General features: G+C 55.7%; 23 protein-coding genes. 19 read left to right on the top strand and 4 right to left on the bottom strand.

The features are described from left to right. Positions 1–12 precede the first annotated feature (12 nt). The 15 genes from HED22_RS13175 to leuB all read left to right on the top strand — a co-directional run bounded on the left by HED22_RS13175 (position 13) and on the right by leuB (position 14010). Positions 13–534, top strand: a complete 522-nt coding sequence (locus tag HED22_RS13175; RefSeq protein WP_167722921.1) for a FixH family protein — start codon at positions 13–15, stop codon at positions 532–534. Then, complete coding sequence (locus HED22_RS13180; protein WP_167722923.1) at positions 531–2954, top strand: heavy metal translocating P-type ATPase metal-binding domain-containing protein; 2424 nt, start codon at positions 531–533, stop codon at positions 2952–2954. The genes HED22_RS13175 and HED22_RS13180 overlap by 4 nt, the downstream gene beginning before the upstream one ends. A 4-nt stretch (positions 2955–2958) precedes the next feature. Then, positions 2959–3147, top strand: a complete 189-nt coding sequence (ccoS, locus tag HED22_RS13185; protein ID WP_167722926.1) for a cbb3-type cytochrome oxidase assembly protein CcoS — start codon at positions 2959–2961, stop codon at positions 3145–3147. A gap of 79 nt (positions 3148–3226) precedes the next feature. Beyond that, positions 3227–3925: a cyclic nucleotide-binding domain-containing protein gene (locus HED22_RS13190; RefSeq protein WP_167722928.1), complete on the top strand. Its 699-nt coding sequence runs from the start codon at positions 3227–3229 to the stop codon at positions 3923–3925. 213 nt (positions 3926–4138) lie between these two features. Continuing rightward, positions 4139–4984, top strand: a complete 846-nt coding sequence (gene panB, locus HED22_RS13195) for a 3-methyl-2-oxobutanoate hydroxymethyltransferase (RefSeq protein ID WP_167722930.1) — start codon at positions 4139–4141, stop codon at positions 4982–4984. Between the two features lie 45 nt (positions 4985–5029). Then, positions 5030–5899: a pantoate--beta-alanine ligase gene (gene panC, locus HED22_RS13200; protein ID WP_167722931.1), complete on the top strand. Its 870-nt coding sequence runs from the start codon at positions 5030–5032 to the stop codon at positions 5897–5899. Positions 5900–6130: 231 nt separating this feature from the next. Further along, positions 6131–7618 carry a signal recognition particle protein gene (ffh, locus tag HED22_RS13205; RefSeq protein WP_167722933.1) on the top strand — a complete coding sequence of 496 codons (1488 nt, stop codon included), beginning with the start codon at positions 6131–6133 and terminating at the stop codon, positions 7616–7618. Between the two features lie 149 nt (positions 7619–7767). Further along, positions 7768–8181: a 30S ribosomal protein S16 gene (gene rpsP, locus HED22_RS13210; RefSeq protein WP_167722935.1), complete on the top strand. Its 414-nt coding sequence runs from the start codon at positions 7768–7770 to the stop codon at positions 8179–8181. Between the two features lie 47 nt (positions 8182–8228). Next, a complete protein-coding gene (rimM, locus tag HED22_RS13215) occupies positions 8229–8903 on the top strand; it encodes a ribosome maturation factor RimM (protein WP_167722937.1) in 675 nt (224 codons plus the stop codon). Between the two features lie 3 nt (positions 8904–8906). Next, positions 8907–9623, top strand: a complete 717-nt coding sequence (gene trmD, locus HED22_RS13220) for a tRNA (guanosine(37)-N1)-methyltransferase TrmD (RefSeq protein WP_167722938.1) — start codon at positions 8907–8909, stop codon at positions 9621–9623. 3 nt (positions 9624–9626) lie between these two features. Beyond that, positions 9627–10034, top strand: coding sequence for a 50S ribosomal protein L19 (gene rplS / locus HED22_RS13225; protein WP_167722940.1), 408 nt, complete (start codon positions 9627–9629; stop codon positions 10032–10034). A gap of 543 nt (positions 10035–10577) precedes the next feature. Next, positions 10578–11984: a 3-isopropylmalate dehydratase large subunit gene (gene leuC, locus HED22_RS13230; protein ID WP_167722942.1), complete on the top strand. Its 1407-nt coding sequence runs from the start codon at positions 10578–10580 to the stop codon at positions 11982–11984. 12 nt (positions 11985–11996) lie between these two features. After that, complete coding sequence (locus tag HED22_RS13235) at positions 11997–12185, top strand: hypothetical protein (protein ID WP_167722944.1); 189 nt, start codon at positions 11997–11999, stop codon at positions 12183–12185. A 4-nt stretch (positions 12186–12189) separates the two neighbouring features. Beyond that, positions 12190–12801, top strand: a complete 612-nt coding sequence (gene leuD, locus HED22_RS13240) for a 3-isopropylmalate dehydratase small subunit (RefSeq protein WP_167722946.1) — start codon at positions 12190–12192, stop codon at positions 12799–12801. A 105-nt stretch (positions 12802–12906) separates the two neighbouring features. Beyond that, positions 12907–14010 (top strand): 3-isopropylmalate dehydrogenase, encoded by a 1104-nt coding sequence (leuB, locus tag HED22_RS13245; protein ID WP_167722948.1) that lies wholly within the window; start codon positions 12907–12909, stop codon positions 14008–14010. Positions 14011–14068: 58 nt separating this feature from the next. On the opposite strand, the gene sigJ is transcribed toward leuB, so the two are convergent. From sigJ to HED22_RS13265, 4 genes are all read right to left on the bottom strand, one after another. Next, the gene (gene sigJ, locus HED22_RS13250) at positions 14069–15088 is read right to left on the bottom strand and encodes an RNA polymerase sigma factor SigJ (protein ID WP_167722950.1); all 1020 of its coding nucleotides are present in this window, start codon (positions 15086–15088) and stop codon (positions 14069–14071) included. After that, a complete protein-coding gene (locus tag HED22_RS13255; protein ID WP_167722952.1) occupies positions 15075–15509 on the bottom strand; it encodes a carboxymuconolactone decarboxylase family protein in 435 nt (144 codons plus the stop codon). Before HED22_RS13255 ends, sigJ begins: the two co-directional genes overlap by 14 nt. Positions 15510–15645: 136 nt before the next feature. Then, positions 15646–16062 (bottom strand): hypothetical protein, encoded by a 417-nt coding sequence (locus HED22_RS13260; protein WP_167722954.1) that lies wholly within the window; start codon positions 16060–16062, stop codon positions 15646–15648. Positions 16063–16298: 236 nt separating this feature from the next. Further along, positions 16299–17522 (bottom strand): cyclopropane-fatty-acyl-phospholipid synthase family protein, encoded by a 1224-nt coding sequence (locus tag HED22_RS13265; RefSeq protein ID WP_167722956.1) that lies wholly within the window; start codon positions 17520–17522, stop codon positions 16299–16301. Between the two features lie 410 nt (positions 17523–17932). Between HED22_RS13265 and HED22_RS13270 the strand changes: the two genes are divergently transcribed. The 4 genes from HED22_RS13270 to HED22_RS13285 all read left to right on the top strand — a co-directional run bounded on the left by HED22_RS13270 (position 17933) and on the right by HED22_RS13285 (position 22629). Then, positions 17933–18955 carry an aspartate-semialdehyde dehydrogenase gene (locus HED22_RS13270; RefSeq protein WP_167722958.1) on the top strand — a complete coding sequence of 341 codons (1023 nt, stop codon included), beginning with the start codon at positions 17933–17935 and terminating at the stop codon, positions 18953–18955. 190 nt (positions 18956–19145) lie between these two features. After that, positions 19146–20096: a sugar-binding transcriptional regulator gene (locus HED22_RS13275; protein WP_167722960.1), complete on the top strand. Its 951-nt coding sequence runs from the start codon at positions 19146–19148 to the stop codon at positions 20094–20096. A gap of 198 nt (positions 20097–20294) precedes the next feature. Then, positions 20295–21605 (top strand): sugar ABC transporter substrate-binding protein, encoded by a 1311-nt coding sequence (locus HED22_RS13280; RefSeq protein WP_167722962.1) that lies wholly within the window; start codon positions 20295–20297, stop codon positions 21603–21605. A gap of 151 nt (positions 21606–21756) precedes the next feature. Then, positions 21757–22629 carry a carbohydrate ABC transporter permease gene (locus tag HED22_RS13285; protein ID WP_167722964.1) on the top strand — a complete coding sequence of 291 codons (873 nt, stop codon included), beginning with the start codon at positions 21757–21759 and terminating at the stop codon, positions 22627–22629. Positions 22630–22637 lie beyond the last annotated feature (8 nt).

Genomic DNA, 22637 nt, shown 5'->3' on the forward strand with positions numbered 1-22637 from the left:
TGGAGACAAGAAATGGCTATGCAGATGACGACATCCCCTAATTCAGATCAAAACGGTCCGCGCAAGTCAGACCGTTGGATCCCGTGGTACTTTGTCGGTGGTTTCGCCATCATGCTGATCGCCAATATCTCGCTGATCACTTTTTCGATGACCAGCTGGAATGGCCTCGTGACCAAACACGCCTTTGAAGAAGGCAACAACTATAACGCGGCCATTTCCGGTGCCGCCCGTCAGGAAGAACTTGGCTGGCGCAGCAAGCTCAGCGTTGATGGTGTCATTAATCAGAATGGCACCATTACCGTCCTGTTTCGCGACAAGGACTCCAACCCGATTACCGGGGCTAAAATGTCAGTCATGATGTCGCGTGCCGACCGTGATGATCTTGATATTACCGTCCCGATGGCGGAAATCGCGCCAGGCGAATATCGTGCAAGTGCCTCCTTCCCTGTTTACGGGCGCTGGCAGCTGCGCACTATCGCCAATGCGATGGGTGATGATTATCAAACCGTCGAGTATGTCGTCGTAAATCCATGAACGCCCCCCTTCAGTCCTGTCGTCATTGTGGCGAGCCGGTGACAGCCATGTCACCGGCCGCACCCGATTTTTGCTGTGCCGGGTGTGCGGGTGCCTATGAGCTGCTGGGCGAACTGGGACTGACATCTTATTACAAGCGACGCGCAATCGATCCCAAGGTCCGCGCCCTGCGCCCCGACGAGGACGAAGTCGCAAACTTCGATTTCACCGAACTTGCCAGCACGGGTCCTGATGGCAACCACCATCTAAACCTGATGGTCGACGGCATTCACTGTGCGGCCTGCGTCTGGCTGATTGAAACCCTGCTGCAACGAAACAGTGCCGTGTTGCAGGCCCGGGTTAATATGACCACCCGCCGCCTGCGACTTAGCTGGCAGGGTGAAGTCGCCGATATTGAAGATATCATTCGCCCGGTGATGCAGATGGGCTATCGCCTAATCCCGTTTGACCCGGCCGCCCTTGAACAGGCCACCACATCACGGAACAAGGAATTGCTCCGCTGTCTGGCGGTCGCCGGTTTTGCGGCAGGCAATGTCATGCTGCTGTCAGTATCGGTCTGGGCCGGGTATTTTCAGGGCATGGGCGGGGCCACGCGCGATCTGTTTCACTGGATTTCAGCCCTGATTGCGCTGCCGGCTGCGGCATATGCCGGTTTGCCGTTTTATCGATCCGCGCTTGGTGCCATTCGCAATGGCCGGGTCAATATGGATGTCCCAATCAGTCTTGGCGTTATTCTGGCGCTGGGCATGAGTTTGGCACAAACCATTCGCGGCGAACCGCATGCGTATTTTGACAGTGCGATTACCCTTCTGTTTTTCCTGCTGATCGGACGCTATCTTGATGGCCGTGCGCGTGGTCAGGCACGTTCGGCGGCCGAACATCTTTTGTCGCTGAATGCCCGCTCGATCACGGTGATTGAGCCTGACGGCACAAGGCGTCTGGTTGCACCACAAAAAGCCCGACCCGGCATGATCGTTCTGGCAGCTGCCGGTGAACGCATCGGCATTGACGGCAAGGTCGTCGAAGGCCAGTCCGATATTGATACCAGCATCATCACCGGCGAAAGCATCCCTGAACTGACCCGACCGGGTAGCACCGTGTTTGCCGGAACCACCAATATTTCCGCACCGCTGCGCATCGAAGTCACCGCGACCGGTGGCAATACCTTGCTGTCGGAAATTGTCCGCCTGATGGAAAATGCCGAACAGGGTCGCGCGCGATATGTCGCGATTGCGGATCGGGTGGCCAAGGCCTATGCACCCGTGGTGCATTCATTGTCGCTGGCAACATTTGTCGGCTGGTGGCTGATTGGTGGCATTGGCTGGCAGGACGCACTGATGAATGCCATCGCCGTTCTGATCATTACATGCCCCTGTGCACTGGCCCTTGCGGTTCCGGTCGTGCAAGTGATCGCCACCGGGCGTCTGTTGCGTGCGGGTATTCTGGTTAAATCGGCAACCGCCCTTGAACGTCTGACCAAAATCACCGGCATCATCTTTGACAAGACCGGCACGCTGACCACAGGCAAACCCGAACTGGTCGGCCAGCCGGCAGAAGAAAAACTGATGCTGGCCGCTGGCATGGCCGCCAACAGCAACCATCCGCTCTCGCGTGCATTGGTGCGTGCGGCAGGAAATGTCACAGCACTACCCAATGTGACGGAACAAGCGGGCCTTGGCCTGATGACCCGGGGCCCGGCCGGACCGATCCGGCTTGGCAGCCGCGCCTTTTGCGATGTCTCTGAAAATGCCGCTGCACCATCCGATATCACCGGACCGGAATTGTGGCTGTCCGAACCGGGCGTCGCACCAACCCGTTTTGTTTTCCGTGACACCATGCGAAGCGATGCGCCCGAAGTGATCGACACCCTGCGCAAGCGTGGCATTGAAATGACCCTGCTGTCAGGTGACCGCGAAAGCACGGTGCGCCAGCTTGCCGAAACGCTGGGCATTCCCAACTGGCAGGCACGCATGTCGCCGACCCAAAAGGCCAACCATATTCAGACCCGCTCAGATGCAGGTAAACATGATCTGATGGTCGGTGATGGCATCAATGATGCGCCCGCCCTCGCGGCCGCCCATGCATCGATGTCGCCCGCCACAGCTGCCGAAATTTCGCAAAACGCTGCGGATATTGTTTTTCAGGGTGACCGGCTTGGCGCCGTGATCGAGGCAATCGACGTCGCGCGCAAGGCGAACAGTCTTGTCCGTCAAAATTTTGCCCTGTCCTTTGCCTATAACGTGATCACGATCCCGCTGGCCGTATCAGGTTTTGTCACCCCGTTATTTGCGGCAATCGCGATGTCATCTTCTTCACTGATCGTGATCGCCAATGCCTTGCGTTTGCATGCGAAATCAGGCAAGCCTGACAAGGCCAGCACGAAACCGGCAACCAAGTTGTCGCAGCAGGCAGGAGCATAATGCCATGAGCAACCTCCTTCTCCTGATCCCGATTGCATTATTTCTCGGCCTTTTGGGCCTTGGCGCGTTCTTGTGGGCGTTGCGTTCGGGACAGTTTGACGATATGGAAGGTGCGGCAAACCGTATTCTTTTTGATGACGATGATGTCAAGCCTTCGGACAATTCAAAAAAGTTCAATCAGGGCGATAGTTAGAATTGCTTGAAACAGGCCTATCGCATCGGATAGATTCAGTTTCATTCCGCCTACCGGGTCACCAGCATCGGAGTCTACGATGGCAGTCCGCCCCCAACTCTGCGAAGCCTGTTCTATCAAGGACTTAACTTTCTGCTCGGCCTTGCATGGCGACGAACATGATGAACTGCGTCAGCTGCTGACTCATGCTCACTATGACCCGCACAGCACGATTTTCCACGAAGCCGAAGACGCCGATTACGTCTTTAACGTTACGTCAGGCTCGGTAAAGTTGTATAAATTGCTGGGTGATGGTCGCCGCCAGATTACCGGTTTCCTGTTTGCTGGCGATTTCCTTGGTCTCGCACTTAATGCCAATTACAGCTACACAGCCGAGGCAATTGAACCGGTAACAGCGTGTCGTTTCCCGCGCCAGAAGCTCGAAAAGCTGTTTGACAAGTTTCCGCATCTTGAAAAACGTATGCTCGGCATGGCGGTCGATGAACTGGCTGCCGCACAGGATCAGATGCTGCTTCTCGGGCGCAAGACCGCCAAGGAAAAGGTTGCATCCTTCCTTCTGATGCTTGCCCGTCGTCAGGAACTGCGCGGCGAAAGTACCGAAACCATCAATGTCCCGATGAGCCGTTCGGATATTGCCGATTATCTTGGTCTGACGATTGAAACCGTTTCGCGGACCCTGACACAATTGCGCAAGGAATCGACCATTTCGCTCAAGGATAACCGCCATATCGAGGCGGTCGGTCTGGACATGCTTGAAGATCTTGCCGAAGGTCTGTGATTTCGTCGTACCTGTGAATGGCCAATCGCAATAAGCGGCGCAGATCATTCGAACCATCCGTGTCGGCACGCCTGAAATGGCGGTTATTGGCCGAATTGCCTATTTCGCGATTGCAAAAAAAGTTTCCTGATTGAGGTCATGATATTGTAAACATGACCGCACGCCTGACAGAGATCGGGCAGCGAAATCCGGTTGTACCGGGGGAGAAACGTCATGAGTGCCACCAATAAAAAGATGGGCCGGACCTCCGTCCCTGAACTCCGTGCCCGCAAGGGGCATGACCCGATTGTCTGCCTGACCGCCTATACCGCGCCGATGGCCCAGCGCCTTGATGAACACTGTGACCTGCTTTTGGTCGGTGATTCACTGGGCATGGTTGTCTATGGCATGGAAAGCACCCTTGCCGTGACTGTCGATATGATGGTCAACCATGGCAAGGCCGTCATGCGCGGATCAAAGAATGCCTGTGTTGTTGTTGATCTGCCCTTTGGCAGCTATCAGGAATCCAAGGAACAGGCGTTCCGTACAGCATCCCATATTCTGGCTGAAACCGGCTGTGCTGCAGTCAAGATTGAAGGTGGTGCTGAACTTGCCGAAACCATCGAATTCCTGACCATGCGCGGTGTACCGGTCATGGCCCATATCGGCCTGATGCCCCAACAGGTCAACACCATGGGCGGCTTTAAAAGTCAGGGCCGCGATGAAGAAACCGCACGCAAGGCCCTTGCCGATGCCAAGGCGGTTGCCGATGCTGGGGCCTTCTCCGTCGTCATCGAAGGCACGGTCGAGGCGGTCGCACGCCAGATCACTGAGACCATTGATATTCCGACCATCGGCATTGGTGCCTCGGTCGCCTGTGATGGTCAGGTTCTGGTCACCGAAGACATCCTTGGCCTGTTTTCCGATTTCACGCCAAAATTCGTCAAACGCTACGCCAATCTTGGCGATGCGGTTTCCGAGGCCGTTGGCCAATATGCCGATGAAGTGCGCACCCGTCAGTTCCCGGCGGATGAACATTGCTTTGGTATTGCGAAAAAAGGTAAGTTGCGCGCGGTCTGATAAAGACCGCCGCGATTTTCTGCAATCTTCGATACGACGAAAACAATGTCCCTTACGACTGTTCACACTGTCGCTGATCTGCGCGCGACTGTTGCCGACTGGCGCGCCAAAGGCCTGCGTGTCGCCCTGGTGCCGACCATGGGCGCCCTTCATGATGGCCATGTCAGCCTGACCCGTCTGGCCCGTGAACATGCCGACCGGGTGATTGTGTCAATCTTCGTCAATCCAACCCAGTTCGCCCCGAACGAAGATTTCGGGGCCTATCCGCGTACCCTGCCCGCCGATCAAAAGCTGCTGAATGATGCAGGGGTTGAGCTGTGCTTTGCCCCGTCGGTTGATGAAATGTATCCCGACGGTTTTGCCACCAAGGTTTGTGTCGATGGGGCGATGACCAATGTGCTCTGTGGCGCAGCTCGCCCCGGTCACTTTGATGGTGTCGCACAGGTTGTCACCAAATTGCTGCTTCAGGCCCTGCCAGATTGCGCAATTTTCGGCCAAAAGGATTACCAGCAACTGATGGTCATCCGTCGTTTCAGTGCGGATCTGAATATTCCGGTCGAGATCATCGGGGCGAAAATCCTGCGCGAAACCGATGGTCTGGCGATGTCATCGCGCAACCGCTATCTGACACCTGATGAACGGGCTATCGCCCCGACACTGAACAAGGTTCTGGGTGACATCACCGCCAAGGCCGCAACGGGTGCTGAACTCGGCCCGCTTCTGGCCAAGGGGCGCGAAGAGATTCTCAAGGCCGGGTTCAATCCGATTGACTATCTTGAAGTCCGCGATGCAGCGACACTCGAACTGATTAGTAATACGGTCACAAAACCCGCGCGAATCTTCGTTGCCGCCCGCCTTGGCAAAGCGCGTTTGATTGATAATCACGCGATTGAACCGGCCACGACCGGGGGTTAACCACCCGGGCAAAGTGGCGGAATCGCCAATTGCACGGGAAACCGGATGAAAAGCGCGGAATAACGCGCTTTTGCGCCCGATTGCGCTTGACTCCCACACCCCGATCCAATAAACCCTCCCCACCAAAGGTCGCCCAAGAGGTGACTCCCCCAGTCCTCGAGTTTCGAGCACTGGGTTTTAGTTTTTTGTGCGCATTCGGTGGAAACACCGGCAACACAGACGGGATTTGGAATGTTTGAAGGACTAAGCGATCGCCTTGGCGGGGTTCTTGATAAGCTGCGCAAACGTGGCGCGCTGAAAGAATCCGACGTTAAGGAAGCCATGCGCGAAGTACGCGTCGCCCTGCTTGAGGCGGACGTGGCACTTCCGGTCGTCAAAACCTTTATCTCCAACGCAACCGAACGTGCTGTTGGCCAGGATGTTCTGCGCTCGGTCACGCCGGGTCAGATGGTCGTCAAGATCGTCCATGATGAACTCAAAAACATGCTGGGCGACGGCGAGGAAATCAATCTTGCCTCTACCCCGCCTGTTCCGATTCTGATGGTCGGTCTGCAGGGCTCCGGTAAAACCACCAGCTCTGCCAAGATCGCGCTGAACCTGACCAAAAAGCGCAACAAGAAAGTCCTTCTGGCTTCGCTTGATATCTACCGCCCGGCCGCCCAGCAGCAGCTGAAAGTTCTGGCCGACGATAACGGTCTTGGCGTTCTGCCGATCGTCATGGGCGAGAAGCCGGTCTCGATCGCCAAGCGCGCGATGGATATGGGCCGCAAGGAAGGCTACGACGCGGTGATCCTTGATACCGCTGGCCGCCTGCACATCGACATGGAACTGATGAGCGAAGTCGCCCAAGTCCGTGACGCGGTCAACCCGGTCGAAACCCTTCTGGTCACCGACGCCATGACCGGTCAGGACTCGGTCAACGTCGCCAAGGAATTTGCCGAAAAGGTCGGCATTACCGGTATCGTTCTGACCCGTGTGGATGGTGATGCACGTGGCGGTGCAGCACTTTCGATGCGTCAGATTACCGGCTGCCCGATCAAGATGCTTGGTACCGGCGAGAAAATCGACGAGATGGAAGCCTTCCATCCTGATCGTATCGCCAACCGTATTCTTGGCATGGGCGATGTTGTCAGCCTTGTTGAAAAAGCAGCTGAGAACATCAAGGCCGAAGATGCCGAGAAAATGGCCAAGAAGCTGCGTAAAGGTCAGTTTGACCTGAACGATCTTCTGGCACAGCTCAAACAGCTTCAGAAAATGGGTGATCTTTCCGGCATCATGGGGATGCTGCCGGGCATGGGCGCGCTGAAAAAACAGATGTCGCAGACCAAGCTTGATCCCAAACTTCTGACCCATCAGGAAGCGATCATCCTGTCGATGACGCCGAAAGAACGTGAAAACCCGGCGATCATCAAGGCATCACGCAAAAAGCGTATTGCTGCGGGCTGTGGTCTTACCGTTCAGGAGGTCAACAAGCTTCTGAAGCAGTACCAGACCATGTCCACCATGATCAAAAAGATGGGCAAGCAGGGTAAGAAGGGTCTGTTTGGCGGCATGCCGAAAATGGACCCCTCCATGCTTGAGGGCGGCGAAATGCCGGATCTCAACAACCTGCCAAAAGGATTGACCGGTGGCGGGGGCGGATTGCCGCCCGGGTTGCCGGGATTGGGAGGCGGCGGTGGCCTGCCTCCGGGATTCCCGGGGTTCGGCAAGAAGAAATAGCCAAGCCCCCGGTTCTGAAATGAGTTCTTCAAGAATTCCTCTTAGGAACCAAAACCGGCCCATAAAGCCGGATCAAAGACCAAGTGAATAGGCCCCTCGGGGTCATGATTTAGAAGACTACAAACCCAAGCTGAAAGGAACTTATCCGAATGGCTGTCAAGATTCGTCTTTCCCGTGGCGGTGCCAAGAAACGTCCGTACTACCGTATCGTAGTTGCTGACGTTCGTGCCCCGCGTGACGGCAGCTTCATCGAGCGTGTCGGTACCTACGACCCGATGCTCCCGAAGGATGCTGACAACCGCGTAACCTTCAAAGAAGAGCGCATCAAATACTGGCTGTCCGTTGGCGCACAGCCGACCGACCGTGTTGCCCGTTTCCTGGGCAAAGCTGGCCTGGCTGAAGCGTTCAAACCGACCGAACAGCCGCAGAAGTCTGCTCCGAAAGCGAAAGCTCAGGAACGTCTTCGTGAGAAAGCTGAGAAAGCCGAAGCTGCTGCTGCCGCTGCTGCGGAAGCCGCTGCCGAAGCAGCAGCACCTGCTGAAGAAGAAGCTGCAGGCGAGTAATCGCTGAACGCACGCTTTGATCAGATACCGGAAACTTGTGAACCGAAATGGCTGATACCCGCAAATCCAAAAACGACGAAGCTTATGTCTGCGTCGGCATGATCACCGCCCCGCACGGGGTGCGTGGTGCCGTGCGCGTCAAAAGCTATACCGTCGATCCGGATAACCTTGTCGGTTACGGCCCGTTGTTCGACGCCAAGGGACGCGTGAAATACAAGCTGTCTCCTGTCGGACATGTCCGCGACCAGTTGATCGCCAAGATCGAAGGTGTGGACGATCGGGACGCCGCCGAACGGTTGCGGGGCACCAAGCTGCATGTACCGCGTGCTGCACTGCCTGACACGGTTGAAGAAGATGAATTCTACCTTGCTGACCTTGTCGGTCTGAAAGCGCACCACATTGATGGTTCGATTTTTGGCACCGTTCGGGGTGTGGCTGATTTTGGCGCTGGCGACGTAATCGAAGTCGCGCTCGAAGAAGCCAAGAACAAGGTTGTGGTTCTTCCCTTCACCAAGGAAGTCGTGCCCGAGGTCATTCTTTCGGAACGCAAGATGGTGGTAAATCCGCCCGAGGGGCTACTGCAGGATGAGGACGGACCCGGCAATCGCAGCCGTCGTCCGAACAAATCCCGCAAGGACTCTCAGGCCGACCGCGATTCTGATGCCGTTACTGCTGATGCAGTAGGCGCGGAAACCGCGACCGGCAGCGGGAAGGAGGCCTGATCGATGTCTGTGTGGCAGGCAAAAGTTGCAACCCTGTTCCCGGAAATGTTTCCGGGTGTGCTTGGTCAGTCCTTGGCTGGCAAGGCGCTTGAAAACGGGATCTGGTCGCTGGAGGTCAAAGACATCCGCGATCATGCGACCGACCGCCACCGCACTGTAGATGACAATCCCTTCGGGGGCGGGGCCGGCATGGTCATGCGCCCGGATATTGTCGACGCCGCCCTGTGTGAATTGCGTGGTTCTGCACCGCAATTACCGCTGATTTATCTCAGCCCGCGGGGAAAAGTGCTGAACCAGAAACGCTGCCGCGAATTGGCAGCAGGCCCGGGGGCCATCCTGCTTTGCGGTCGTTACGAAGGTATCGACCAACGGGTTCTGGATGAACATCAGGCCGAGGAAATCAGCATCGGTGATTACATCCTCATGGGCGGCGAGTTGCCGGCCATGGTCCTGATTGAATCGTGCATTCGCCTCATCGAGGGAACGGTCAACAAGACCGAGTCTGTCGACGAGGAAAGCTTTGAAACCGGGTTGCTTGAATATCCGCATTACACGCGCCCGGCCAATTGGAACGGGCGTGACGTGCCGGAGATCTTGCTTTCCGGACATCATGCCAAGGTACAAGCCTGGCGGCATGCTCAGGCAGAAGAAATTACCCGCGCGCGACGCCCGGACCTTTGGGACCGGTACGTGGCAAACGGGAACATCAAAGAGGGTTAAACCATGACCAACATCATCCAGCAGCTCGAAAAAGAGCAGCTCGACAAAATCGCTGAAAAGCGCGAAGTACCGGAATTCGATGCAGGTGATACCGTTCGTGTGCACCTGAAAGTCGTTGAAGGTACCCGTGAGCGTATCCAGCAGTTCGAAGGCGTTTGCATTGCGCGTAAAAACCGCGGCCTGAACTCTTCCTTCACCGTGCGTAAAATCGCATCGGGCGAAGGCGTTGAGCGTATCTTCCAGTCCTACTCCCCGGCAATCGACAAAATCGAAGTCGTTCGCCGCGGTGACGTACGTCGCGCGAAACTTTACTACCTGCGTGGCCGTACCGGTAAATCTGCACGTATCGCCGAGCAGACCACCGGCCACAAAGGCAAACTGACCGCTGCAGAGCGCACCAAGAAGAAGTAATTCTTCGCGCTTCTCGCATCAGAATAAAGACGGGCTCACCTTCGGGTGGGCCCGTTTTCGTTTCCGACCCGTCGACCAAGGGATCAGAATTCAATAAATACACGCAAAGATTGCATTATAGCGAATCGACTGATTTCACAGAACTAAATGCAATCCCGCAGAAACCCGACGATAAATTCATCAGCTTATATTATATCAGATATCCCTTACCTATATCGGATAAGCCCGATTTGGCTACTTTGGGATGCTGTAAATCACCCCGCTCTATTTAAAAGTGTGGCGCAAACAAAAACACGCGCCCGATACCTTGCGATTTGGAAGGCGGCGTGTATAAAGGCACTCCCGCGGCAAAAACGATCAAACCCGCGTGGTTCTGGATAATAAAATTTCGCAGACCGGATAAAGCCGGTTGCGCCGGAGAAACGTCAAGTCCCGCCCGCCGTCAACGGCAGGTATTGCACCGAATCTTCGTGACATTCAGAACCGCACCCGGCGGGCAGAGAGTTGCTGCTCAAAAGATCGATGTTTTATGAGGAGGTCGAGATGGGTCAGCCTAAAACCCTTTTTGACAAGATTTGGGAAAGCCATGTGGTCGACACGCAGGATGATGGTACCTGCCTGCTTTATATTGACCGTCATCTCGTCCACGAAGTGACCAGCCCGCAGGCATTCGAAGGCCTGCGCAACACGGGCCGCAAAGTGCGCCATCCGGAATTGACGCTGGCAGTACCCGATCACAACGTTCCGACGTCTGACCGTTCCGAAGGCATCAAGGAAGAAGACAGCCGTATTCAGGTTGAAACCCTTGACCAGAACGCCAAGGACACCGGCATTCACTACTTCCCGATGAACGACCTGCGTCAGGGCATCGTGCACATTGTCGGCCCGGAAGAAGGCTTTACCCTTCCTGGCGTGACCATGGTTTGCGGTGACTCGCACACCTCCACCCACGGCGCATTCGGCGCACTGGCATTTGGTATCGGCACCTCGGAAGTTGAACACGTTCTGGCCACCCAGACCCTGGTTCAGAAACCGGCCAAGAACATGCTCGTCAAGGTCGAAGGCGACCTGCACCCGGGTGTAACCGCCAAGGACATCACCCTTGCGATCATCGGCCGCATCGGTACGGCTGGCGGTACCGGCTATGTCATCGAATATGCAGGCTCGGCCATTCGTTCGCTGTCGGTTGAAGGCCGCATGACGGTTTGCAACATGTCGATCGAAGGCGGCGCACGCGCCGGCCTGATCGCACCGGATGAAAAAACCTTTGAATATATCAAGGGCCGCCCGATGGCACCGAAGGGTGCCGCATTCGAACAGGCTGTTGAATATTGGAAGACCCTGCCATCTGACGAAGGCGCACATTACGACAAGGTTGTCGAGATTGATGCCGCAGACATCGTCCCGCAGGTTACCTGGGGCACCAGCCCGGAAGACGTCGTTCCGGTCACCGGCACCGTGCCGTTCCCGAAAGATGGCAAGGATGCTGGCAAGCAGAAAGCCATCGAGCGTTCGCTGGAATATATGGGTCTGACCGCAGGCACCCCTATCGAGGAAATCAAGATCGACCGCGTCTTTATCGGTTCGTGCACCAACGGTCGTATCGAAGATCTGCGTGCCGTTGCTGAAGTCGCCAAGGGCCGCAAGGTTTCCGAGACCGTTAATGCCATGATCGTTCCGGGCTCCGGCCTTGTGAAAGAACAGGCAGAGGCCGAAGGTTTGCACGAGATCTTCATCGAAGCAGGCTTTGACTGGCGCGAGCCGGGCTGCTCGATGTGTCTGGCGATGAACCCGGACCGTCTGGCCCCGGGCGAGCGTTGCGCCTCGACCTCGAACCGTAACTTCGAAGGCCGTCAGGGCCGTGGTGGTCGTACCCACCTCGTCAGCCCGGCCATGGCAGCTGCGGCTGCGATCACCGGTCATCTGACCGACATTCGCAAACTCGGTTAAGGAAGGTTCCCCATGGCCGATCAAACATTGATCAATTTCCGCGAAAGTGCCCCGCGCCTTGGCCGTGCACCGGTGCTTGAGCAGCTCCTGCCGCAACTGACCGGTATCAACCTGCCGGACTTCATTGCGCAGGAACTCGACGCGACCGAAGAATTGATCGAAGCACTCGGTCTGGCCTGGGAAACTGGAAGCAAGGGATAAAACAATGGAAAAATTCACCAAGCTCACCGGTGTTGCAGCACCGCTGCCGATGATCAATGTCGATACCGACATGATCATTCCCAAACAGTTCCTCAAAACCATCAAACGTTCCGGCCTTGGCAAGAACCTGTTTGATGAAATGCGCTATGACGACAACGGCAACGAAATTCCGGATTTCGTTCTGAACAAGCCGGCATACCGTAACGCCAAGATTCTGGTATCGGGTGATAACTTTGGCTGTGGTTCTTCGCGTGAACACGCACCGTGGTCACTGCTTGATTTCGGCATTCGCTGCGTTATTGCACCAAGCTTCGCCGACATTTTCTATAACAACTGCTTCAAGAACGGCATCCTGCCGATCCGCTTGCCGCAGGAAGATGTCGACAAGCTGATGTCTGATGCCGAACGCGGTGCCAATGCCACCGTCACCATCGATCTTGAGAATCAGGAAATCACCGGTCCGGATGGCGGCTGCATCAAGTTTGAAGTCGAAGAATTCCGCAAGCATTGCCTGCTGAATGGCCTCGACGACATTGGCCTCACCCTGCAGAAGGGCGACGCCATCAATGATTTCGAAGCCAAGCGCGCTGCGTCGCAGCCCTGGCTGTCACTGTAATTGCAAAACGGGCGGCGAACATCGGTTCGTCGCCCGTTTTCTGATCGTTACGGGGTAAAGCACCTCGAAAATATCTGGCCGGAAATATCTGGGAAGGAAGCATTTATGAGCACCACCAAAAAAGTACTGATGCTGCCGGGCGACGGAATTGGCCCGGAAGTCATGCGTCAGGTTCAGCGCGTCATGGACTGGATGGCAAAAAAGCGCAGTGTGAATTTCGAAATCACCGAAGGTCTGATCGGTGGTGCGTCGATTGATGCGCACAACAACCCGCTGACCGACGAAACGCTGGCCGATGCCATGGCCGCAGACGCCGTACTTCTTGGTGCTGTTGGTGGTCCGAAATGGGACGATATGCCGTTCGACATCAAACCGGAACGCGGCTTGCTCAAAATCCGTAAGGAAATGGGCCTGTTTGCAAACCTGCGCCCGGCACTTGTGTTTGATGCGCTTGCAGGTGCTTCCTCGCTGAAAGAAGACATCGTCAAGGGTCTGGACATCATGATCCTGCGTGAACTGACCGGTGGTATCTATTTCGGTCAGCCGCGCGGCATCGAAGAACGCGACGGTGTCCGTCATGGCTTCAACACGCTGGTTTATTCCGAGCCGGAAGTCGAACGCATCGCACGCGTTGCCTTTGACATGGCGATGAAACGCGACAAGCGCCTGTGCTCTGTAGACAAAGCGAACGTTCTGGAATCGACCGTTCTGTGGCGCGAAGTTGTCGAACGTGTTGCCAAGGACTTCCCGGAAGTCGATCTCAGCCACATGTATGTCGATAACGCCTCCATGCAGCTGGTTCGTAACCCGAAACAGTTCGACGTTATGGTCACCACCAACATGTTTGGCGACATCCTTTCGGATTGCGCGGCCATGCTGACCGGATCGCTTGGCATGTTGCCGTCGGCTTCCCTTGGTGCAGCCGACGCAAACGGCGCACGCAAAGCCCTTTACGAGCCGGTACACGGCTCCGCCCCGGACATTGCCGGTCAGGACATCGCCAACCCGCTGGCAACCATCCTGTCCTTTGCCATGATGCTGCGCTATTCGTTCGACATGGGTGATGATGCCACCCTGATCGAAGATGCCGTTCAGAACGTCCTTAAAGGTGGCCTGCGGACTGCAGACATCATGCAGGATGGCATGGCCAAGGTTTCGACCACCGTCATGGGCGAATCCCTGATCAACGAACTCGACAAACTCGTCTGATAGTTCGTTCCGATCGAGAATTTAAAAAGGCCGGATATTTGTCCGGCCTTTTTTCATTCTAACGACCGATCTCCACCGCATCGGCAAGAACTGTTGAAAACAGCGCAAGCTTATCCGGGTTCCGATGCACAAACAGATCAACAATCTGTCCATCGCGCTCGGTCGCACAGATTGCGGATGCGACACCCCCGCCTTCCGCCATCAAAATCCAGCATTCGCCTTCAATGGTGATGGCAAAGACACGTTCATTGGGGCTGCGCTTGCCCCAGATGCCGACAAAGAAGCGTGAAACATGGTCTGCCCCAAACAGCGGATTGACCGTCGCCATTGCCTTGCCACCACCATCTGAATGCAAGATGACATCCGGGGCCAGCAGATCAAGCAGCCGGGTGACGTCGCTGCGCCCGATGGCCGTGACAAACGCATCCAGTCTGTCGCGATCACAGGCCGTTGCATCGGGTTCGGGCGTGGCATCCCGGTCACTTTCGCGCTGCATCTTACGCCGGGCACGAAACAAAATTTGACGCGTATTATTGGGCGTTCGTTCGATCAGCGGCGCAATATCATCATGCATCCAGTCAAACACTTCATGCAGCACAAGGGCGACGCGCTCCACCGGCGCCAGACGTTCAAGCATCAACATATAAGCCTGACCAAGACCATCGCGTTCGATCAGTTGTTCCTCGGCCTTTGGCCCCTCGGACGGCAACCACGGTTCGGGCAGCCAATTGCCAACATAGTTTTCGCGCTGGCGACGCGCAGATTTCAGAACATCCAGGCAGATATTGCTGCACACCCGCACAAGCCAGCCGGTGGCATCATTGATCGTCTCATGATCCTGATTGCGCCAACGCAACCATGCATCCTGAACCGCATCCTCGGCATCGGCATGACTGCCCAGCATGCGATAGGCAAGTGCCGTTAGCCTTGCGCGATGTTGTTCAAAAATCCGGTCTGCCACAGAAGCCCCACCAAACGCATGAAGCGATACGGGCAAATCCCGTATCGCGGCTCGTGACCCATTGTATGGGCTTTTGTGATCGTCGTCAGGAAGCTTGCGAAGATTATGCAAATTCATGCTGCGCAATACCCAACCGGTTCCAGGCATTCATCGTGGAAATGATGCAGGTCAGTTCGGAAATTTCCGCTTCCTCGAAATGATCCAGAAGCACACGATAGCACTTTGAAATCGTGACTTGGCATTCCGCCCGAGTCAGGCATTCCGCCCATACCAATGCCGCGCGCTCAGCCTCGCTGAACCCTTCTGCACTCTGCCAAACCGGCAACATCGTCAGTTTGATCGGGTCGCCACCATGTTTGGCAAAGCTGTCTGAATGCATCCGCACGCAATAGGCACATCCGTTGATCTGTGAGACCCGGCATTCGATTAGGTCGCGCAACACAGGTTTAATCAATGGTTCCTCGCCCAGCTTGGTGGCAAGAGCAAACTGGGCCTGAAATAGTTCCGGTGTGACTTCGTGAAAAGCAAAGCGGGTCATGACAATTCTCCTTGGTGACACGAGGAATAGCGGGGGAATGCTCCCCTCTGCCCACAAGGACGAAGTAAGGACGATCCGCGTTACACGAACCGCCCGCAAAATTTGAATTTTATGAAGCTGGCAATTTTTATGAGCCTCAGACCAGGCCTGAATCTTCAAGCGCGCGGGCGACATTGTCATGCATCACCCATGTCCAGTCCTCGCCATCGCTTTGCGTGCCATCGGCAAGGGTAAAGATCGCCGCAAGATAGTCACTGACATCCGTCTTGCACATCGGAAGGTTCGCGGCCGTCGCGATCTTCGCCGCAAGCCGCCCATACTTCTTGTTGCCAATACGACACCCGAAATACCCAACCGTTTCAGCCAGTTTCAAACCGGTGATCTTGCGGCCTGGTGCATTGGCGTGCGCGCGCAGCATGTCGCGTTCACAACTCGACATTTCAATCGCGCTCAAGGCACGGACATAGTCCTCTGGTTGTCCGATATGCGGGGCAAGCACCGTATCCGCCTTTGTTCCGCGCTCAGCGTCATCCCGGTCGATCAATTCAAGCATGTCGTTTCCTCCCGACAAAATGACCGGTATTTCGCTTTTCACATCTGTCGTGCCGGTCCATCACGCGATGTGGTTTGGTTTACAGGCACGCTTTTGACCTTGATTAGGTTGATTTTGATTTGCAGTCATGCGGTGCTTTTTGCCGCAGCAAAATTGGGTGCCCATCTAATTGATATGGGAAGTGGCAGGCGTAAAACAAACAGGGCGGGGAAATCATCGCTCCCCGCCCTGTATCATCAGGCATAATCAAAGCCCGGCTTGGTAAAGACGAACTGGCCAACCCGCATGCCCCCGCCGCCCTCGTCGGCGTCAAAGGCATTGATGCAGCCTGCCAGATAGAATTCCCACATGCGTTTGAATTCTTCGTCGTACTTTTCCGGGTCAAGCTCATCAGCGACTTTGCGGAACCGGTCGCGCCATTCAATCAATGTCTGGGCATAGTTGCGACCGGGATGGAAATGCGATGCCTCGACGGTCAGGTTGGCATGCTCGGCCGCCTCGATCACCTCATGAACCGCCGGGATATAGCCGCCCGGGAAGATATATTTATCAATCCAGGGCGAGGTGAATTCTGCGCGTGGCTTGATGATCGTATGGATCACCGCCCGGCCGCCGGCCTTAAGGAGCTCGCCAACCTTTTCGAAATAGGTTTTGAACTGATGACGACCAACATGTTCAAACATGCCGACCGACACCACGCGGTCATACTTGCCGGCATTGGCATCGGCAAACAGGCGGTAGTCCAGCAAGTGATAATCAAGCCCCGCCTTCATATTGCCGCCCATCTCGGCGCGTTTTTCCTGAGCCCAGCTATATTGCTCGGTCGACAGCGTGATGCCATGCACCTCCGCCCCGGTTTCACGGTGGATAAAGCGGCTTAACCCGCCCCAGCCACAGCCGATATCAACCACCCGCAGGCCCGGCTCATTGATATTCAGGCGCTGTGTGGTCAGGCTCATCTTCCGATGCTGGGCTTCTTCAAGGGTTTGCGCCCCGTCATCCCAGAAGGCACATGAATATTGCATCTCCGGATCAAGGAACCGGGTGTAAAGATCATTGCCAATATCATAGTGATGGCGCACGCGGTGCGACGCTGCCCTGACCGAGGTAAATTGTCCGATCTGGAATTTGAGCGCCTGCAACTTTTCAATAAAGCTGCCAAATCCGCTGGTCGAATGCCCGCCTTCGAAATTAAGGCGCAACACCCGAATCAGGTCCTCCATCTCACATTTGACAAGGTCGAACCCGCCATGCATGAAGGCCTCGCCAAAGCCCGGATCCGGGCTAAGTGCCATTTTAAGTGTGTTGGTCCAGTCCGGAACGGTCATACCCGCCCGCGGTTCTGTTCCATCCCCCAGCACGATCTCGTGCTTGTCATTAACGCAAAATACCAAAGTTCCGCGCGTGACATGTTCCCGAAAGAAATCGAGAACCTTCTTCTGTGTCCAATCCAAAGTCATCGGGTACGTCATTGGCCGTCCTTTTTGCAAAAGTCGGAATAGTGATCGCCCCATATGCAGCAACGCCGCATATCTGCAGTGAACCCTTGATCAGGATCGTGTATCTGGCCGTCCGGAAAAGTCGTCAGGTCAGGTCATGGCATTGGTGGCGCCAGCACCCGTCAGGCAGAAATTCAGAAATCAACCCGGCAAGATGCAAAACGATTCTGATTTCGGGTTCATTACAAGAACCCCTTTAACAATTCTGCCAGATTTTTTAACAATCTCAAGTAGTAATCCTGATCGCCTTGCCAACGACACGCTTGCGCAATCGCCCAGAAACCCTTACATCTCGCCCCAGATTATCAGACATTATTCACAGGCACGCGCAACTGTCGCCGCTGCCTGACAGACTGAAAAGAGGCACCCTGATGGGCTACAAAATCGCCGTTGTCGGCGCGACCGGAAATGTCGGGCGCGAAATGCTCAACACCCTTGCCGAACGCAACTTCCCGGCAGACGAAATCTTTGCACTGGCATCGTCGAAATCCATCGGGCGTACCGTCGGTTATGGCGAAGATGACGAGATCAGTGTTCTCGATGCCGCGAGCTTTGATTTCTCAAAGGCCGATATCGCCCTGTTCTCGGCCGGCGGCGAAACCGCCAAAAAGCTGGCCCCCAAAGCTGCCGAAGCAGGCTGCGTTGTCATCGACAATTCCAGCTATTGGCGCATGGAACCGGGCGTTCCGCTGATCGTGCCAGAGGTCAATGGCGATGCGCTCGCCGGATACGCCAAAAAGAACATCATCGCCAACCCGAACTGCTCGACCATTCAGATGGTTCTGGCGCTTAAGCCGCTTCATGACATTGCAACGATCAAACGCATCGTTGTTGCGACCTATCAGTCGGTGTCGGGCGCCGGCCGTGCCGCAATGGACGAGCTGTTTAACCAGACCAAAGGCATCTATGTGAATGATCCCCCCAAGAAGGAGGAATTCACCAAACAGATCGCCTTTAACGTCATCCCGCATATCGACAATTTCATGGATGATGGCGCGACCCGCGAAGAATGGAAAATGACGGTCGAAACCCGCAAGATCCTTGCACCGGAAATCGCCGTCCACGCCACCTGTGTTCGCGTCCCGGTCTTTGTCGGCCATGGCGAAGCGGTCAACATCGAGTTCGAAAAACCGATCACGGTCGAAGACGCCCGCAAGGCAATGAAAAACTTCCCGGGCGTTTCAGTCGTCGATTATCGTCAAGACGAAGGTTACGTCACCCCGCAGGAAGTCCAGGGCGAAGACAATGTCTTTGTCTCGCGCGTGCGCAAGGACCCGACAGTCGCAAACGGCCTGTCGCTGTGGTGTGTTGGCGACAACCTGCGCAAGGGTGCGGCCCTGAATGCGGTTCAGATTGCCGAGAAACTGGTCGCAGAATTCCTGCCGAAGAAATAAGCGATCCCACGCATCGGCAACAAATTTCAAACAAAACCCGCCCATGATGGGCGGGTTTTGTCGTTCCGCATCCCGGCAAGATGCTGGTCAGAGACAGAAAAAGGCGCTAGGGAAAAAGAAGACACAAATTCAAAATCAAAAAATGCCTGTTTGCCTTTTGGGCGACGGATCAAAATGTCCGGGGAATGAGATGGTCAAACGCACCCGCAAGGAAGCAGCCCGCCTTGATGAAGCAGCCCGTGCCGGCTGGCTTTATTATTGCGCTGGCAATACGCAAGATGAAATCGCCCAGAAGCTTGGCGTGTCACGGCCGACCGCGCAGCGTTTGGTATCGGCGGCTGTCAGTGAAGGACTGGTAAAAGTCCGCCTGGATCACCCGATTGCCCGTTGCATGGAACTGGGCAAGGCGATCTGCGAAACATACGGTATTGCCGGTTGCGATGTGGTGCCGACCGATCCAGCAGCACCAGACGCAATGTTTGGCATGGCGCAGGCCGCGGCGAACTATCTGGAACGCGTTCTGCATGCCTCCGACCCGCAGATCATTGCCCTGGGCACCGGGCGTGCCATGCGCGCCATGGTCGACGAGATCGGGCGCATTGATGCCCATCATCACAAGATCGTCTCGCTTGTCGGGACCATCGCCCATGACGGCGCGGCAAGTTTCTATGACGCGGTGACAGACCTTGCCGACCGCACGCGGGCACCGCATTACCCGTTGCCGATCCCGGTCATCATTGCCGATCCGCAAATGCGCCAGCGCATGCAGCAACAGCCCCCGATGGACAATATCCTCAAACTCGCGCGCGAAGCCGACATCCGCTTTATCGGTGTCGGGCACCTTGGTGACGACGCACCGCTGCATATTGACGGTTTTATCTCGAAAGATGAACTCACCTCTCTGCGCGACAGCGGGGGCATCGGTGAAGTCATCAGTTGGTCCTTTGATCAGGATGGTAATATCCTCGATCACCCGGTCAATCAGTGCGTGACCAGTGCACCTGCCGTGCAGCCCGCAACCAACACCATTGCCGTCGCCAAAGGGGCCAAAAAGGTCGCTGCGATTCGCGGCGCAATGCGCGGTAGATTGATCTCAACTCTCATTACCGACGAAGCCACTGCGGAAAGTTTGCTGCGCTAGCGCGCCATGTTTTTTGCACACAGATGGAATGCTTTCGCGCCCTGACAACCTTGTTGTCGGGGCGTTTATTTGTGCGCCGCAAAAACGATTTTGTTTGACAAGCAACCCTTAAATTGAGTGAATGCTCATCACCTGAACAAATGATCAATATGGGCAACTCAAGTTGCTCAGCGGGTAAATAGTCCTTTGGGAGGAAATATGAAACGCGTAATGGGAGCAGCGCTATGTGCGTTGCTGGCGGGCGGTATCGCACACGCCAATGCCGAAACGAAATTGACCATCGCAACCGTCAACAACGGTGACATGATCCGCATGCAGAAGCTGACGGATGATTTCACCTCCAAGAATCCTGACATTTCCCTTGAGTGGGTCACGCTTGAGGAAAACACCCTGCGTCAGCGCGTCACCACCGACATCGCCACCAAAGGCGGTCAGTATGACGTCATGACCATTGGCACCTACGAAGTGCCGATCTGGGCGGAAAAAGGCTGGCTCGCACCGCTTGATAGCCTCGGCTCTGACTATGACGTCGATGACCTGATGCCTGCAATCCGCTCTGCCGTTTCCAACGACGGCCAGCTTTATGCGGCACCGTTCTACGGCGAAAGCTCGATGATGATGTACCGCAAGGATCTGTTCGAAGCGGCTGGCATCTCAATCAACGGTCGCCTGACCTGGGACCAGACCCTTGAAATCGCCAAGAAACTCCATAAGCCTGACGAAGGCGTTTATGGTATCTGCCTGCGCGGTAAAGCTGGCTGGGGCGAAAACATGGCGCTGATCACCACCATGGGCAATGCCTTTGGCGCGCGCCTGTTCGACGAAGAGTGGAACCCGACCTTTGATAGTGCCGAGTGGAAAAACGCGCTCGACATGTATACCAACATCCTTGGTAACTATGGCCCTCCGGGTGCGACCTCGAACGGCTTTAACGAAAACCTTTCGCTGTTCAACTCCGGCAAATGCGGCATGTGGATTGACGCCACCGTTGCTGCATCCTTCGTGACCAACCCCAAAGAATCCAAAGTTGCAGACAAGGTCGGCTTCACCGAAGCACCGTGCGCTGTCACCTGCACCGGCGCCAACTGGCTCTGGGCTTGGAACCTTGGCATTCCGATGGGTTCCCAGAAAGTAGACGCTGCTCAGAAGTTCATCTCCTGGGCGACCTCGAAAGCCTATCTGGAACTGGTTGCCTCCAAGGAAGGTTGGGCAAACGTACCGCCGGGCACCCGCATGTCGCTTTATCAGAACCCGAAATATCTTGAAGCGGCACCGTTCGCAGACGAGACCCTTCTGGCGATCGACAGCGCAGACCCGATCAACTCGACCCTGGAACCGAAGCCCTATGTTGGTGTTCAGTTCGCTGCAATCCCTGAATTCCAGGGTATCGGCACCACGGTCGGTCAGCAGTTCTCCGCAGCCCTTGCCGGTCAGATGAGTGTTGAACAGGCCCTTGCGGCCGCACAGTCCAGCACCGATCGCACCATGCGCAAGGCTGGTTACTACTGATACACTGCCCAGACCGGAATTCATTACCTGATTGTGCGTTCCGGTCTGGACCTCCTTAACCTGAGAGAAACTTGGGTGGTGGTTGCATAACGCACCACCCTTTTTTTCCCTTAGGGGCATGGATAGTAACGTCAATTTCGGGGAGCACATCATGTCGACACGGGCCTCGACCCTTACCGGGCGCATCATGTCCGCACCGTCGATCATCGTCCTGTTCTTGTGGATGGCCGTCCCTCTGGGCATGACGATTTACTTCTCCTTCCTGCGCTACAACCTGTTGTCGCCGGGAATGGAAGAGTGGATCGGGACACTTAACTACGAATTCTTCCTGACAGATCCGGCATTCTTTGCATCCCTTGCCAACACCCTGTTGCTGGTCGGCTCGGTTCTGGTCATCACGGTCGTGGGTGGCATTCTTCTGGGACTGATGCTTGATCAACCGATCTTCGGGCGCGGCATCCTGCGTCTGCTGGTGATCGCACCGTTCTTCATCATGCCGACCGTGAATGCGCTGGTTTGGAAAAACCTTTTGATGGATCCGGTTTCGGGCATGTTTGCCTGGATTGCCAGCCTGTTTGGCCTGCCCGCGATTGACTGGTTCACCAATGCGCCGCTGACCTCGATCATCATCATGGTGTCCTGGCAATGGCTGCCCTTTGCCGTGCTCATCCTTTTGACGGCCCTGCAGTCGCTTGACCGCGATCAAAAAGAAGCCGCCCAGATGGACGGTGCCGGTCCGGTATCGATCTTCTTCTATATCACCCTGCCGCATCTTAGCCGCGCGATCACGGTCGTCGTTCTGATCGAGACCATCTTCCTGCTGACCGTGTTTGCCGAAATCTTTGTCACCACGGGTGGTGGCCCGGGTCTGGCAACGACCAACATCGCCTTCCTCGTCTATACGCAGGCGCTGTTGCAGTTCGATGTCGGTGGTGCGTCCGCAGGCGGCATTGTTGCGGTCATTCTGGCCAATATCGTGGCGATCTTCCTGATCCGCCTTATCGGCAAGAATCTGGACAAATAGGGGCACGA

The organism is Thalassospira sp. HF15, from assembly GCF_011806525.1.
Taxonomy (GTDB): Bacteria; Pseudomonadota; Alphaproteobacteria; order Rhodospirillales; family Thalassospiraceae; genus Thalassospira.

What these genes read in the sequence shown, in the direction of transcription:
- leuB (WP_167722948.1), top strand. Translation starts at nt 12,907, where the DNA reads ATGAGCACCACCAAAAAAGTACTGATGCTGCCGGGCGACGGAATTGGC.
- HED22_RS13260 (WP_167722954.1), bottom strand. Translation starts at nt 16,062, where the DNA reads ATGCTTGAATTGATCGACCGGGATGACGCTGAGCGCGGAACAAAGGCG.
- HED22_RS13270 (WP_167722958.1), top strand. Translation starts at nt 17,933, where the DNA reads ATGGGCTACAAAATCGCCGTTGTCGGCGCGACCGGAAATGTCGGGCGC.
- rpsP (WP_167722935.1), top strand. Translation starts at nt 7,768, where the DNA reads ATGGCTGTCAAGATTCGTCTTTCCCGTGGCGGTGCCAAGAAACGTCCG.
- HED22_RS13275 (WP_167722960.1), top strand. Translation starts at nt 19,146, where the DNA reads ATGGTCAAACGCACCCGCAAGGAAGCAGCCCGCCTTGATGAAGCAGCC.
- HED22_RS13285 (WP_167722964.1), top strand. Translation starts at nt 21,757, where the DNA reads ATGTCGACACGGGCCTCGACCCTTACCGGGCGCATCATGTCCGCACCG.
- sigJ (WP_167722950.1), bottom strand. Translation starts at nt 15,088, where the DNA reads ATGAATTTGCATAATCTTCGCAAGCTTCCTGACGACGATCACAAAAGC.
- panB (WP_167722930.1), top strand. Translation starts at nt 4,139, where the DNA reads ATGAGTGCCACCAATAAAAAGATGGGCCGGACCTCCGTCCCTGAACTC.
- HED22_RS13280 (WP_167722962.1), top strand. Translation starts at nt 20,295, where the DNA reads ATGAAACGCGTAATGGGAGCAGCGCTATGTGCGTTGCTGGCGGGCGGT.
- leuD (WP_167722946.1), top strand. Translation starts at nt 12,190, where the DNA reads ATGGAAAAATTCACCAAGCTCACCGGTGTTGCAGCACCGCTGCCGATG.
- leuC (WP_167722942.1), top strand. Translation starts at nt 10,578, where the DNA reads ATGGGTCAGCCTAAAACCCTTTTTGACAAGATTTGGGAAAGCCATGTG.
- ccoS (WP_167722926.1), top strand. Translation starts at nt 2,959, where the DNA reads ATGAGCAACCTCCTTCTCCTGATCCCGATTGCATTATTTCTCGGCCTT.
- rimM (WP_167722937.1), top strand. Translation starts at nt 8,229, where the DNA reads ATGGCTGATACCCGCAAATCCAAAAACGACGAAGCTTATGTCTGCGTC.
- trmD (WP_167722938.1), top strand. Translation starts at nt 8,907, where the DNA reads ATGTCTGTGTGGCAGGCAAAAGTTGCAACCCTGTTCCCGGAAATGTTT.
- HED22_RS13180 (WP_167722923.1), top strand. Translation starts at nt 531, where the DNA reads ATGAACGCCCCCCTTCAGTCCTGTCGTCATTGTGGCGAGCCGGTGACA.
- rplS (WP_167722940.1), top strand. Translation starts at nt 9,627, where the DNA reads ATGACCAACATCATCCAGCAGCTCGAAAAAGAGCAGCTCGACAAAATC.
- HED22_RS13265 (WP_167722956.1), bottom strand. Translation starts at nt 17,522, where the DNA reads ATGACTTTGGATTGGACACAGAAGAAGGTTCTCGATTTCTTTCGGGAA.
- HED22_RS13175 (WP_167722921.1), top strand. Translation starts at nt 13, where the DNA reads ATGGCTATGCAGATGACGACATCCCCTAATTCAGATCAAAACGGTCCG.
- HED22_RS13255 (WP_167722952.1), bottom strand. Translation starts at nt 15,509, where the DNA reads ATGACCCGCTTTGCTTTTCACGAAGTCACACCGGAACTATTTCAGGCC.
- HED22_RS13190 (WP_167722928.1), top strand. Translation starts at nt 3,227, where the DNA reads ATGGCAGTCCGCCCCCAACTCTGCGAAGCCTGTTCTATCAAGGACTTA.
- ffh (WP_167722933.1), top strand. Translation starts at nt 6,131, where the DNA reads ATGTTTGAAGGACTAAGCGATCGCCTTGGCGGGGTTCTTGATAAGCTG.
- HED22_RS13235 (WP_167722944.1), top strand. Translation starts at nt 11,997, where the DNA reads ATGGCCGATCAAACATTGATCAATTTCCGCGAAAGTGCCCCGCGCCTT.
- panC (WP_167722931.1), top strand. Translation starts at nt 5,030, where the DNA reads ATGTCCCTTACGACTGTTCACACTGTCGCTGATCTGCGCGCGACTGTT.